12 protein-coding genes and 1 pseudogene are annotated in these 12,945 nt (G+C 66.8%); 6 read left to right on the top strand and 7 right to left on the bottom strand.

The annotated features are described in order from the left end of the window. Positions 1-186: 186 nt before the first annotated feature. Genes EET03_RS03455 through phoU form a run of 4 tightly spaced genes read left to right on the top strand, consistent with a single transcriptional unit; the run spans position 187 to position 4,073 of the window. The gene (locus EET03_RS03455) at positions 187-1,515 is read left to right on the top strand and encodes a phosphoribosyltransferase family protein (protein WP_075544185.1); all 1,329 of its coding nucleotides are present in this window, start codon (positions 187-189) and stop codon (positions 1,513-1,515) included. Between the two features lie 12 nt (positions 1,516-1,527). Continuing rightward, the gene (locus EET03_RS03450; protein ID WP_075544195.1) at positions 1,528-1,950 is read left to right on the top strand and encodes an archease; all 423 of its coding nucleotides are present in this window, start codon (positions 1,528-1,530) and stop codon (positions 1,948-1,950) included. Between the two features lie 12 nt (positions 1,951-1,962). Then, entirely contained in the window at positions 1,963-3,384 is a 1,422-nt protein-coding gene (locus EET03_RS03445; RefSeq protein WP_099193956.1) for an RtcB family protein, read from the top strand. Positions 3,385-3,407: 23 nt separating this feature from the next. Further along, the gene (phoU, locus tag EET03_RS03440) at positions 3,408-4,073 is read left to right on the top strand and encodes a phosphate signaling complex protein PhoU (RefSeq protein WP_099193955.1); all 666 of its coding nucleotides are present in this window, start codon (positions 3,408-3,410) and stop codon (positions 4,071-4,073) included. A 4-nt stretch (positions 4,074-4,077) separates the two neighbouring features. Here phoU and EET03_RS03435 read toward each other — a convergent pair whose 3' ends face one another. The 7 genes from EET03_RS03435 to EET03_RS03400 all read right to left on the bottom strand — a co-directional run bounded on the left by EET03_RS03435 (position 4,078) and on the right by EET03_RS03400 (position 11,053). Continuing rightward, the gene (locus tag EET03_RS03435) at positions 4,078-4,881 is read right to left on the bottom strand and encodes a ribosome hibernation promotion factor (protein ID WP_075544188.1); all 804 of its coding nucleotides are present in this window, start codon (positions 4,879-4,881) and stop codon (positions 4,078-4,080) included. Between the two features lie 81 nt (positions 4,882-4,962). After that, on the bottom strand, positions 4,963-7,041 hold the full coding sequence (locus EET03_RS03430; RefSeq protein WP_075544196.1) for an adenosylcobalamin-dependent ribonucleoside-diphosphate reductase: 2,079 nt from the start codon (positions 7,039-7,041) through the stop codon (positions 4,963-4,965). 30 nt (positions 7,042-7,071) lie between these two features. Then, positions 7,072-7,338 carry a DUF1918 domain-containing protein gene (locus EET03_RS03425; RefSeq protein ID WP_075544189.1) on the bottom strand — a complete coding sequence of 89 codons (267 nt, stop codon included), beginning with the start codon at positions 7,336-7,338 and terminating at the stop codon, positions 7,072-7,074. Between the two features lie 144 nt (positions 7,339-7,482). Further along, a complete protein-coding gene (locus tag EET03_RS03420; RefSeq protein WP_075544190.1) occupies positions 7,483-7,704 on the bottom strand; it encodes a hypothetical protein in 222 nt (73 codons plus the stop codon). Between the two features lie 277 nt (positions 7,705-7,981). Further along, positions 7,982-9,064, bottom strand: a complete 1,083-nt coding sequence (locus EET03_RS03410; protein WP_075544191.1) for a galactokinase — start codon at positions 9,062-9,064, stop codon at positions 7,982-7,984. After that, positions 9,061-10,131: a galactose-1-phosphate uridylyltransferase gene (gene galT / locus EET03_RS03405; protein ID WP_075544192.1), complete on the bottom strand. Its 1,071-nt coding sequence runs from the start codon at positions 10,129-10,131 to the stop codon at positions 9,061-9,063. Before galT ends, EET03_RS03410 begins: the two co-directional genes overlap by 4 nt. 40 nt (positions 10,132-10,171) lie before the next feature. After that, positions 10,172-11,053, bottom strand: a complete 882-nt coding sequence (locus EET03_RS03400) for a haloalkane dehalogenase (RefSeq protein WP_075544197.1) — start codon at positions 11,051-11,053, stop codon at positions 10,172-10,174. Between the two features lie 151 nt (positions 11,054-11,204). On the opposite strand from EET03_RS03400, the pseudogene EET03_RS03395 reads away from it, so the two are divergent. Next, positions 11,205-12,385, top strand: a pseudogene (locus EET03_RS03395) (FAD-binding domain). Positions 12,386-12,683: 298 nt separating this feature from the next. Further along, the coding region (locus tag EET03_RS03390) for a DUF222 domain-containing protein (protein ID WP_122508721.1) at positions 12,684-12,945 on the top strand (262 nt) is incomplete at its 3' end.

The following is a 12,945-nucleotide window of genomic DNA, read 5'->3' as shown; positions in this document are numbered from 1 at the left end:
CCGCCAGGGGCCGAAAGTCACCACTAACGCCGCAAAAAGCCAGTGGGACGACAACATGTCACCGATCTCAGCAGTCGTTCGTCCCTGCCGGCTGCGCGACGCCGCCGGTCTCGAAGGGACCGTGGTCAGTCACCCAAGGGACCTAATTCCATTCCGCTGGGCGTTAGATCGCGACACACTCGGCAGATGAGGCCATTTGAGGATCGCAGCGACGCGGGACGGCAGTTAGCGCAGCGTCTCAAGCATCTGTACGGCCGAGGCGTCGTCGTCCTCGGCCTGCCGCGCGGTGGGGTGCCGGTGGCCTTCGAGGTCGCCAAGGCGCTGCAGGCACCACTGGACGTGCTCGTGGTGCGCAAGCTCGGCGTGCCGTTCCAACCAGAATTGGCCTTTGGAGCCATCGGGGAAGATGGCGTGCGGGTGCTGAACGACAGCGTGGTACACGCGGCAAACCTCGAAGATGAAGACATGGAAGCCGTCGAACGCGCCCAGCGGATCGAACTGCGACGTCGCGCGGAACGCTTCCGTGGCGGACGTGAACGGATCCCACTCACCGGGCGGATCGCGGTGATTGTCGATGACGGTATCGCGACCGGCGCGACGGCTAAGGCAGGCTGCCAGGTCGCCCGCGCGCACGGGGCCAAAACAGTGATCCTGGCCGTTCCCATCGGCCCCGACGACCTCGTCGCGCGATTCGCCGGATATGCCGACGAGGTGGTGTGCCTGCAAACCCCGCCGCTGTTCTTCGCCGTCGGACAGGGTTACCGCAACTTCGCCCAGACCTCGGACGACGAGGTGATCGCGCTCCTCGATCGCGCCCGGAACGACTTTGCCTCGGCAGCGGCGATCGATGCCGTAGACCCACCCTTGCGTGACGAGGAAGTCCGGGTGCTCGCAGGCCCCGTGTCGGTGTCCGGACACCTGATTATCCCTGAAAACACCAGGGGAATAGTAGTTTTCGCACACGGAAGTGGAAGCAGCCGGCACAGTCCGCGCAATCGGTACGTCGCAGATGTCTTGAACGGCGCCGGACTTGGCACGCTGCTGTTCGATTTGCTCACGCCCGCAGAAGAACGCAACCGCGCCAACGTCTTCGACATCGAGCTCTTGGCGTCCCGGCTCGTTGACGTGACCGGTTGGCTGGCCACCCAGCCCGACACCGCAGCCCTGCCGGTCGGCTACTTCGGCGCGAGCACCGGAGCGGGCGCGGCGCTGGTTGCGGCTACCGATCCGCGAGTAAAGGTACGGGCGGTGGTGTCCCGCGGCGGTCGGCCCGATCTCGCGGGTGGCTCGCTGGCGAACGTTACGGTCCCGACCCTACTGATCGTGGGTGGACGCGATCGCGTAGTCCTCGAGCTGAACCGACAGGCGCAAGCGGTGATCCCGGGGCCTTGTGAGCTCGCGGTAGTACCCGGCGCGACGCACCTGTTCGAAGAACCGGGCACCCTAGAACGGGTCGCGAACTTGGCGTGCGACTGGTTCATCGACCACCTGAGCCGGGTCGTCACCACCGGGTAGGTGGTAAAGACCATGGCGCAAAACAAAGCAGGGCATCGAAGCGTCCCCCACACGGCGGATCTCCGCATCGAGGCGTGGGCGCCCACCCGCGACGGGTGTATCAGGCAAGCGGTGCTCGGCGCGGTGGAGAGTTTTCTGGACACCTCCTCGGCCACGGCGCCAGAGACTCGGCATCGCCGGGTGACCGCGAATAGCGACGACCGCCTGCTGGTCGCCGCGCTGGAGGAGGTCATCTACCTGTTGGACACGACCGGCCAGGCCCCGGTCGACGTTAGACTCAGCGAGGCGGACGGCGGTGTCGACATGACGCTGGAGATGGTCGATGCCGGTGCGGTTCCTCAGGTGGGAGCGGTCCCAAAGGCGGTGTCGCTCAACGAGCTTCGCCTGGTACGCGGTGAACATGGCTGGCGATGCTCGCTAACTCTGGACGTCTGACGGAGCAGCCTGATGAAGCTGATCGAAGAGACTCCATACCGGTTGCGGATCGAACAAGAAGGCGCCATGCGGGTGCCGGGGATCGTGTTCGCCTCCCGCGAGCTGCTGCCAGACGCGAGCGGTGACATGGCGCTGGCTCAGGTGGCCAATGTGGCGACCCTGCAGGGCATCGTCCGGGCCTCTTTTGCGATGCCCGACGTGCACTGGGGATACGGTTTCCCGATCGGCGGCGTGGCCGCAACGGATATTGACGACGGCGGCGTCGTCTCCCCCGGCGGCGTCGGATTCGACATTTCCTGCGGGGTCCGTCTGCTGGTGAGCCCGGAGCTGGACCGCGACCGGCTGCAGCCACGGATCCGGGCGGTGATGGACCGCCTCGACGCGACGATACCGCGCGGAGTCGGCACCAAGGGTGTGTGGCGCCTGCCGGACCGCCGCGCGCTGGAGCAGGTCCTCACCGGCGGCGCCCGCTTCGCGGTGGAGCAGGGCCACGGAGTCACCCGGGACTTGCAGCGCTGCGAAGACGGCGGCATGCTCGACGGCGCCGACGCGGCCACCGTCAGTGATCGCGCGATAGAACGCGGCCTCGGGCAGATCGGCAGCCTGGGTTCTGGCAACCATTTCCTCGAGGTGCAGGCCGTCGATCGCATCTACGACGACGACGCCGCCGCCAGCATGGGGCTGGCCGCGGGCAGGGTCTGCGTCATGATCCACACCGGCTCCCGGGGGCTGGGGCATCAGATCTGCACCGATCACGTCCGACAGATGGAAAATGCCATGGGCCGCTTCGGCATTGAGGTGCCCGACCGACAGCTGGCATGCGTTCCGGTCGATTCCCGCGAGGGCCGGGCGTATCTGGCCGCCATGGCAGCCGCGGCCAACTACGGACGCGCCAACCGTCAACTGTTGACCGAGGCGGCCCGTCGCGTGTTCGAACAAGAAATCGCCACGACGCTGGACGTGTTGTACGACGTGTCGCACAACCTGGCCAAGCTCGAAGAGCATCCAGTCGACGGCCGGTTGCGCACCGTCTGTGTGCACCGCAAGGGCGCGACGCGCTCGCTGCCGCCGCACCATGCCGACGTACCGCCCGACCTGAGCGCGGTCGGCCAGCCGGTGCTGATCCCGGGCACCATGGGCACTGCCTCCTACGTCTTGACGGGAGTGCCGGACAACCCGGCATTCTTCTCGACCGCGCATGGAGCCGGCCGAGTGCAGAGTCGGCACCAGGCGGCCCGCCACACCGACGCCGACGCGCTACGCAGAGACCTGGAACGGGCCGGCATCCTCGTTCGCGCCAGCTCGTGGCGGGGGCTGGCCGAAGAGAAGCCCGAGGCATACAAGGACATCGACGCCGTCATCGAGACCAGCGACCGCGCCGGGCTGGCGCGTAAGGTTGCGCGGCTGGTGCCGCTGGGAGTCGTTAAAGGCTGACCACACAAGAAGGGCACAAGACCATGCGAACCGTCTACCATGAGCGACTCACCGACCTGGCTGATCAGCTGGCTCGGCTCTGCGGTATGACCGCGGCCGCGATGGAGCGTGCGACGCGGGCGCTGTTGCAGGCCGACGCCGCCGCTGCGCTACAGGTCATCAGCGACCACGACCACATGGCGGCGCTGCGAAAGCGTGCCGAAGATAGCGCCGTCAGCTTGCTGGCGCTGCAGCAGCCGGTGGCCGGCGAGCTACGCAGCATCGTCGGCTCCATTCAGGTCGTCGCCGACCTGGACCGGATGGACGCGCTGGCGGTGCACGTCGCCAAGATCGTCCAGCGGCGACAGCCAGACCACGTGCTGCCCACCGACGTTGAGCATCATTTCGCCGAAATGGGCAGGGCGGCAGTAGAGCTGGCGCATTGCGCGCAGGAAGTGATAATGACCCGTAATACCGATATGGCAGCCCACATTCGCGAACAAGACGACGAGATGGATGAGCTGCACCGACAGCTCTTGACCACAGTGATGGATCGCGACTGGAAGCACGGGGTCAAGAGCGCTGTCGACATCGCTTTGCTGGGCCGCTTCTACGAGCGCTTCGCCGACCACGCCGTCGAGATCGGCAGGCGAGTGGTCTTCGAAGCGACCGGCGCCCTGCTACCCGAACAGGAAATCGGGACGTATTAGGCCGTTAGCCTGCCGGGGTGATCAACCCGTAATGACCGTCGTAGCGGTGATACAAGACGCTGGCGCGGCCCTGGGCGGCATCGATGAAGAACAGGAACGGCAGCCCGAGTAGGCTCAGCCGCTCGGTGGCCTCCTCGAGGCTCAGGCATGGCGCCGGCTGCGCGCTGATGGTCACGTCGAGCTCGAACGGACTGAGCTGATCGGCGGGCGCCGGGGCCACCAGCGCGAGGCGGTAGCCCGTCGGACCACCGCGGTAAAGGACGCCCGCGGTGGCGGTGCCAATCTCGGTGAACAGATGAAAGTCGTAGTCGAGCAGGTTCATTTCGAGCGCGGCCTCGTCGACCGTGCAGGGCGCCATGGTGAACGACTTGCGCCGGATGACGCGGCGTTCGTCGGCCGGACGGGGAAAGTGGCTCGGCCGGTGGCTGGGCTCGGATAGATGGCGCCACTCGTGCGGACCGGCTGCCGGTTGCTCGCCCCGCCGTGCCTCCCAATGTTCGGCGACCCGTTCCAGCTGATGCCGCAATCGGGACTCGAGCAGATCGATCGCTTCCTGCGCGGTCTCCCCCTGAGCTTGGGCCCGCACCAGCCGGCCGTCGACGTCCAGGTTGCCCTGCGCGACCACGGGCCGCTCCACCGCCGGGTCACAATGCTCGGTAACCCGGACGCGGGCGTGCAGCACCGGCCGGTGGGCGAGCCGTCCGAGTTGGCCGATTTTGGCGCGTGCGTAATCGGCCGCTCCGGGAAGGTCGCCGCGGGTGGTCACGTCGACCTCGATGTCTGGTGGTAATTCTGTCTCGTGGCGCATGCCCTCCTTACTACGCCGCGAATCTGCATGCGTGCCAGGGCCAAAGGTCATCACGCAAGCCGAGGGCAGCCGAGGGCAAGGTCAGAATTCGCAGGACCGCCCGGCGCAGCCGCCGCTGAACTCGGTGTCGGCCCGAGCCAGCACCGGTTCCGGCGCGGCGTAGGACAACACCTGCCGTTCCCGGCTGCCGTAGCGATACACCGTGATGCCCTTGACCTTGGCCCGCCACGCGGACAGATAGACGGCCCGGACGTCGTCGACCGTTGCGGCGGCGGGCAGGTTGACCGTCTTGGATACCGCGGCGTCGACGTGGCGCTGCACCGCGGCCTGCATGCGCAAGTGCCACTGCGGCGCGATCTCGGCCGCGGTCGGGAAGGCCGCGCGCACCTCGGCGGGCAGCCGCGGATAGCCACGAACCCCGCCGCGCTGTGCGATCTCGGCGACCAGCTCGTCACGGTAGAAGCCCTGATCGCGGGCCAGCCGGTCGAAGCACGGGTTCACCTCGAGCAGGTGCCTGCCGACGATGGCGCGGGTGAAGGCGATGGCGAACATCGGCTCGATCCCGGCGGTGGTGCCGGCGATCAGTGAGATGGTGCCGGTCGGGGCGACAGAGGTGACCTGCGCGTTGCGCCGCGGCCCGGAACGGGCCAGCCGGCTGTCGGCGAACGCCGGGAAGGTGCCCCGGTCCTCGCCCAGCCGCCTCGACGCCAGGTGCGCGTGCCGCTGGACGCGGCGCATGACCTGGCCGGCCAGCCGCACGCCCTCGTCACTGTCGTACGGAATGCCCAGTGTGGCAAGCAGTTCCGCCAAACCCATGATTCCCAGCCCGATCTTGCGGCTGGCGCGGGCCGCCTCGGCCAGTTCGGGAAAGGGATAGCGGCTGACGTCGATGACGTCGTCGAGGAACCGCACCGCCACTTCGGTGACCGCACCGAGACGGTCCCAGTCGAGGTGTCCATTGGTGATCATCCGGGCCAGGTTGATGGAGCCGAGGTTGCAGGACTCGTACGGCAGCAGCGGCACCTCGCCACACGGGTTGGTCGCCTCTATCCGGCCGCGTGCCGGCACCGGATTGGCCCGATTGATCGTGTCGAGAAACACCAGTCCGGGGTCGCCGCAGGCGTGCGCGGCTTGGCAGATCGCGTCGAACAGTTCGGCCGCGGGCATGCGTGCGACGGTCTTGCCGGTGCGCGGATTGACCAGTCGGTGTGCGCCGCCGCGCTCTACGCCGCGCAGGAACGCGTCGTCGACGCCGACCGACAAGTTGAAATGGGTGAGATGGCTGGGTGATTCGGCTTTGGCGGTGATGAAGTCGCAGATATCGGGATGCGACGCATCGAGCACCGCCATGCAGGCGCCGCGGCGCCGGCCGCCCATCGAGACGACACTCGCGGCGGTGTCGTAAAGCCGCAGGAACGAGACCGGGCCGCTGGCCGTGCCGCCGGTGCTGGCCACCCGGTCCCCGGCGGGCCGCACGCGACTGAACGCGTATCCGGTGCCGCCGCCGGCTCGCTGCACCTCCGCGGCCTGTCCCAGGGTCGCAAAGATCGACCGCAGCGAATCCTCAACCGGCAGAACGAAACAGCCGGCGAGCAGCCCCAGGTCGGTGCCGGCGTTCATCAGGGTGGGCGAATTCGGCAGGAATTCGAGGTTGCGCAACAACGTCGCAAACCGCTCGGCCCACTGCGCCGACGAGCCGGTCCGGTACTCGTCCTCGGCGGCGGCCACACAATGCGCCGTCCGGTCCATCATCTCGCCCGTCGACTCGGTGGGCCGGCCCCGCGCGTCGCGCAGCAGATAACGTTCTCGCAGGACCGTCACGGCCGCCAGACTCAGCTTCAGCTCGTCACGCACTCCGAGCAATGCCTTGCCCGCACGCAGTTCGGCGCGGCGCTGCCGGTAGATGATGTACGCACGGGCAACATCGTCGAGACCTGCTTCTCCCAGCCGTGCCTCGACGAAGTCCCCAACGCGCTCAACGGACGCGATCCGAGGACCCAATGTGTCGGCAACGGCCCTGGCGATCGTGGCCGGCATGTCGGGGTCGTCGTAAGCCACCTCACGGGCGGCCCGCGATACCGCGGCCTCGATCCGTGCGATATCGAACGGCACCAACGTTGCGTCTCGGCGCCGAACTTGTGCCGGCCATCGGACCGCCATGGCCGACTCCATCGCCCGTGCCGATGCTGCCTACGTGCGCTTGCCGTGCATAATCGCCGACTGCACCGCCCCGAACCGATGCTGGGCCCGCACGTCGGCCGCCTTCTGCTCCGCTGCGGTGACGACGACGGCGTCCGGACCGGGGATCACCGTCGCCACGTGATCGGTGTCGAGCCATCGCACGACGTAGGGCGGTGAACCATCGGCTGAGTGCACCTCGATGATCAACCCCCGGTGGTCCGGTCGGTCGATTGTCGTGCCCTTGATCACCAGCCAGTCTCCGACATTTGCCTTCATCAACAACCCCCTTCCTCGCACGAGTCCAATCGTCCGCTCATCCGGCGCACTGGCGGGAGGGCAGTAGGCCACTACCTCTGGTGGCCGAAAGTCCCTCGGCCGCCGTTCCGGTTCTGCCGGCTCGGGGGCGGCATCGCGGCGGCATCATTGCCATTTCAGATCGTCATCCAGCTCGTCGCCTTGGTTGGCGTGCTGATCCGCAGGCCGGGTATCGATCGTCACCTCCTGCCAGTATGACGGACTGTAGAGATGAATATCGTTGCCGCTGAGGACCTTCAGCACGCCGCCGGTGAGCACTTCATAGGTGGCTCCGTCCGGGAACTCGGCATCGTCGTCGCGGTCTCGAATCTGTATCCACATTTTCATACTGCGAGCAGTCCCTCGGCATCGATAGATCAAGATTCTTGACGCTACCGCAGTCGATTACTTCCTCAACGCGCGCAAGGCCCTATTGTGACGCGGGCTCCAGCACGCTGAAATACGGCCCTCCGCGAGTCGGACAAGACGGCCGGGCGTCCCACCGTCGGAATATCGAACGGCGCTGCGATCACCTGACCGCCTTCCGCCGCCGGCTTTGCTGCCGCGGCGTCGGCGTCGTCGACGGGTCGGCTCTGCCGCGACTTCCAACAAGCCGAGCAGGGTCTCAACCGGGACCCGCGCCCGCAGCGGCATGGGTCCGGCTGACCAGCGGCTGTTCGTAGCCGGCGTCGTGCACCATCCGTCGCACCGCCTGATCGACGTCACCCACCCGGCCATCCGGCACCAGGGCGATCACGCAGCCGCCGAACCCGCCGCCGGTCATCCGGGCGCCCAGCGCACCGCTGCGCACCGCGGTGTCGGCGATCAAATCGAGGTGTTCGGTGGTGATCTCGAAGTCGTCGCGCATGGACGCATGTGAGGCAGTGAGCAGCCGGCCCGCCTCTGCAAAATCCGAAATAGCCAGCGCGGCAACGAAATCCAGCACGCGGTGGTTCTCGGTGAGCACATGGCGGGCACGCCGGGCGTCGAGCGGGTCGCCGATCGCGGCCAGCGCCGAGACGTCGCCGATGTCGCGCAATGACGAGACCTGCAGAACCGCGGCTGCCCGCTCACATGACGCGCGGCGTTGCGCGTATTCACCGGCGGCGTGACGATGCCGGGCCCGGGAGTCGATCAGCAACAGCGTGATCCCAGACGCGTCGGGGTCGAAGAGCACCGGGCGGATGGCGAGGTCACGGAAGTCGATCAGCAGCGCCGTCGACGGCTCCCCGTACAGTGCGGCCAATTGGTCGAGCAAACCCGTTGGCGCGCCGACGTAGTCGTTCTCGGCGCGCTGCGCGAGCCGGGCCTGCTCGATGCGGTCGATGCGGACACCCGCCGCGGATGTGATCGCGCCCAGGACGGCGCATTCCAGCGCGGCGGAGGACGAGAGCCCGGAACCGATCTCGACGTCGCTGGTGATCGACATCGCTCCCCCGGGCACCGGATGGCCGGCACCGCGCAGCGCCCAGATCACCCCGGCCACATAGCCTGCCCAGCCGGTCACCCCACCGGGGGCGGTGTCCAGCGGTATGCGCATCGCGGCGTCCATGCGGTCGCTGCTCACCGTGATCACGTCGCCACGGTCGGGCGCGAACGTCACCACCGTGCGCTGCGGCAGCGCGATTGGCAACGCCCAGCCGAGGTTGTAGTCGGTGTGCTCGCCGATCAGGTTGATCCGCCCCGGCGCGGCGTAGCGGACCGTCACGCAAGTTCTTGCAGCCGCTCGGCGACACTTTCCGGCGTCACGTCGCTGATGAACGCATCCATCGCCGACTCCGAGCCCGCCAGGTATTTCAGCGCGGCGGCGCTGCGGCGAATCGACATCAGCTCGACGTGAAAGTAGCCCTCCGGCTGCGCGTCGGTGTATTGGTGCAGCGCCGAAATGTACGGCAGCGGGCTGGGATACATGCGGTCGAAGCGGCGCAGCACGTCGAGATAAAGCTGCGCGAATCCGTCCAGCTCGTCAGCGTCGAGTTCGATGAGGCTGGGCACGAACCGGTTCGGGTAGATGTGCACCTCGACGGGCCAGCGCGCGGCGAACGGCACGAACGCGGTGAACAGGTCACTGCGAGCGATGATACGACCGCCGTCGGCCACCTCATGGGCCAGCAGGTCGTGGAACAGGTTGTTGCCGTGGCGTATTCGATGCTCGCGTGCCTGATGCAGCATGGTCGCCGTCCGCGGGGTCAGATAAGGGTAGCCGTAGATCTGACCGTGCGGATGGGTCAGCGTCACACCGATCTCCTCGCCGCGATTCTCGAAGCAGAACACCTGCTCGATGCCCGGCTGACTCAGCAGTTCGGCGGTACGATGCCGCCACGCCTCGACGACGAGGCGTGCGTGCGGCGCCTGCAGGCCGGCGAACGACCCGGTGTGGTTGCCGGAGAAGCAGATCACCTCACAGCGGCCGTGGCCCGGCGCCGAGGCGAAGCCGTCGCCGACCGGTGAGAGTCCGCCGGCGCCGGACAGGCTCGGGAACCGGTTCTCGAAGACGACGACGTCGTAGTCGCGCGCGGGCACCTCGCTGGTCAACCCCGTCGGACCCGGACACAGCGGGCACTGATCGGGCGGCGGCTTGTAGGTGCGGTCTTGACGCAACGCCGCGATGATCACCCACTGCCCGGTAGTCCGGTCGAACCGCAACTCCGAATGTTGCTTGTCCCGCGGCGGCAGCGGCCGACGATCGGGAACTGGTTGCGGAGGGTGACCGGGCAACGCGAAGAACAAGATGTCACGGCCATCGGCCAGCTTCGCCCGCGTCGGCGCCGTCACGTTTCGAACATTAACCGACCCGTGCCGTAGCCGCGCTCGCTCAGTCGAGTGTGGCGAGCCAATCGGCTATCGCTTGCCCAATCTCGTGCGGGCTGTCCTCCTGAATGAAGTGACTGCCACGCACCGTCACCTCGGTGAGATTGGCCCAGCTACGACAGAACTCGCGCTGCGGCCCCGTGAGAATGGCTCCGGGGTCGGCGTTGACGAAAAGCTTCGGAAAGTCAGTTGCGGGCAGCCACTGGGCGTAGCCGGCAACGATCTGGTGGACGTCGGCGGGCTCGCCTTCGATCGGGATCTCGCGCGGCCAGGTGAGGGTCGGCCGGCGGTGTTCCGGCTCGGTGAACGGGCGTCGGTACTCGTCATGCTCCGCGGGTGTGAGGCTGCGCAGAATCGCGCCGGGCAGTACCGCCTCGACAAACAGGTTCTTCTCGATGACCATCTGTTCTCCCGCATCGGAGCGAAACCCCTGAAAAATTTCGGTCACGGCCTCAGGCCACTCGGCCCAGGTGAGTGGCCGGACGATCGCTTCCATGAAAGCGATGCCGCTGACGCGGTCGCGGTGGCGGTTGGCCCAGTCGAAGCCGAGGGCGGAGCCCCAGTCGTGGACGACCAGGACGACATCGTCGCCGAGGTCGAGCTGATCAAGAAGTCCCTCGAGATAGTGGCGGTGCTGGGTGAAGCGGTAACTGCCCGGACCGGTGTCGTCGAGTTTGTCCGAGTCGCCGTGGCCGATGAGATCGGGCGCGAGGCAGCGACCGCGATCGAAAACGTGCGGAATGATGTTGCGCCACAAGTACGACGACGTCGGGTTGCCATGAAGGAATACGACCGGTCGGCCCTCCCCGGTCTCGTGGTAGGCCATCCGCTTGCCGTCGACGATGAGGTACCGCTTGCTGAGTGGGGTGGGATCGATCGCAGTCATCGGGGCCTCCTGGCGCACTTCTTCGAAGAACCGGCAGGTTGATTGCTGACGGCGATCTTAGCCGGGTGGCGGCAAGCGGGCTTGTCGGATCCGATTGGGCGCCGGCAGGCACGGCCTTGGATCGAATTGTGCCACAGGGCACAATTGCAGTATGCAAGTAGCGATCCGCGGTGCCGGGGTGGCGGGAGCGGCGCTCGCATACTGGCTGCATCGCACCGGCCATACCCCGACGCTGGTCGAACAGGCGCCGAAATTCCGCACCGGCGGCTACGTAATCGACTTCTGGGGCGTCGGCTACCAGGTGGCCAAACGCATGGGCATCGATGACCCGGTCCGTGCTGCCGGATACCGGATCGAGCGCCTGCGCTCGGTCGGCTCCAACGGCAAGATCAAAACCGACGTGGATGTGTCGACGTCTTTCGCCGCATTCTCGGTGACGATTTCACCAGCCTGCCGCGCGGCGATCTGGCCGCCGCAATCTACGCCACGATCGATGGCAAGGTCGATGGCAAGGTCGAAACGATATTCGACGACAGCATCACTGCCGCCGATCAGCACCAGGACGGTGTCCGGCTGGCCTTCTGCACCAGCCCCCCAATGGATTTCGACCTGGTCATTGGTGCCGACGGACTGCATTCCAATGTACGCGGACTGGTCCTCGGCCCGGAGCGCAACTATGAGCATTACCTCGGCTGCAAGGTCGCAGCCTGGGTCGTGGACGGCTACCGGCCACGCGACGACCTGAGCTACGTCACCTACAACATTCCCGGCAGACAGGTGGGCCGTTCCGCGCTGCGCGGCGACCGCACGATATTCTTGTTCATCTTCCGCGCCGAGCACGACAGCGTCGGTGAGGCGCCAAAAGATCAACTGCGCAACGAGTTCGGCGGGGCCGGCTGGGAATGCCGAGAGATCCTGGCAACGCTCGGCGATGTCGACGACCTCTACTTCGACGTCGTCAGCCAGATCCGGATGGAGAGTTGGTCTCGCGATCGGGAGCTGCTTATCGGCGATGCGGCCGGGTGCATCTCGCTGCTCGGCGGCGAGGGTACCGGCTTGGCGATGACCGAGGCGTACGTGCTGGCCGGGGAGCTCGAGCGCGCCGGTGGCGACCATCGCCGGGCCTTCGAAGCCTACGCGGCGCGGCTGCGTCCTTTCGTCGAAAGCAAGCAAGCCGCTGCGACCAAGTTCATCGGGTACTTTGCAACCCGGACCCGATTCGGCCTGTGGTTGCGTAATATGGCGCTGCGCACGATGAACTTCCGGCCGCCGGCAACGTTTTCCGCGGGCAGCGTGCGCGACGACTTCGAATTACCTGACTATGGCATCTAGTGCCGCTACTCGTGTAGTCCCGGTTGGGTGTCGCGCGCGGGTAAGCCTGGTCACTTGGGTCACTTGAGTCACTGGGGGTTGGGGGTAGGCGTTGTGCCCGGCTTGTAGCGACAGATCCGTTGCGCTGCTGGGGTTGTCGCGGATAGGCGGGCACATTGGGTGTTGGGTCTGTCGTGCGACTGGTGTGGTGGTCACGGCAAGTCCGGTGCGATGTTCGCTCTGAGTGAAATGTGGAATCGGTTGTTGGGCGGGCACTTTCTGCCCGGTTTTTGTCGGTGCCCGCCGATAGGTTGGCTTCATGGACTGGCAGGCGATCACGGCGGCCTTCGACGGGTTGGATGCGGCGCTGGATGCGGTGATGGGCCTGAACTTTGATGCGTTGAGCACCGCGCAGTGGTTGACGCTGCTGGGGCGCTGCGAAACCGTGCGCCGGCGCCTACCGGTGCCCGAGCATCAGCTGATCAACCACCTGGCCCGCCAAGCCAGCGCCGCAGAACTGGGCGGCAAACTCTCGCATGCGATCGCCGAATGGACCCTGACCAGCCGCGCGGAGGCCACCC

Source organism: Mycobacterium innocens, assembly GCF_900566055.1.
In the GTDB taxonomy this organism is placed as follows: domain Bacteria; phylum Actinomycetota; class Actinomycetes; order Mycobacteriales; family Mycobacteriaceae; genus Mycobacterium; species Mycobacterium innocens.
The sequence above is the reverse complement of the archived record's forward strand: the minus strand, read 5'-3'. Positions and strand labels throughout refer to the sequence as shown.

Bases quoted from the DNA above. Each gene is read 5' to 3' on its own strand.
- EET03_RS03455 (WP_075544185.1), top strand. From the start codon at position 187: ATGAGGCCATTTGAGGATCGCAGCGACGCGGGACGGCAGTTAGCGCAG.
- EET03_RS03450 (WP_075544195.1), top strand. From the start codon at position 1,528: ATGGCGCAAAACAAAGCAGGGCATCGAAGCGTCCCCCACACGGCGGAT.
- EET03_RS03445 (WP_099193956.1), top strand. From the start codon at position 1,963: ATGAAGCTGATCGAAGAGACTCCATACCGGTTGCGGATCGAACAAGAA.
- phoU (WP_099193955.1), top strand. From the start codon at position 3,408: ATGCGAACCGTCTACCATGAGCGACTCACCGACCTGGCTGATCAGCTG.
- EET03_RS03435 (WP_075544188.1), bottom strand. From the start codon at position 4,881: ATGCGCCACGAGACAGAATTACCACCAGACATCGAGGTCGACGTGACC.
- EET03_RS03430 (WP_075544196.1), bottom strand. From the start codon at position 7,041: ATGGCGGTCCGATGGCCGGCACAAGTTCGGCGCCGAGACGCAACGTTG.
- EET03_RS03425 (WP_075544189.1), bottom strand. From the start codon at position 7,338: ATGAAGGCAAATGTCGGAGACTGGCTGGTGATCAAGGGCACGACAATC.
- EET03_RS03420 (WP_075544190.1), bottom strand. From the start codon at position 7,704: ATGAAAATGTGGATACAGATTCGAGACCGCGACGACGATGCCGAGTTC.
- EET03_RS03400 (WP_075544197.1), bottom strand. From the start codon at position 11,053: ATGACTGCGATCGATCCCACCCCACTCAGCAAGCGGTACCTCATCGTC.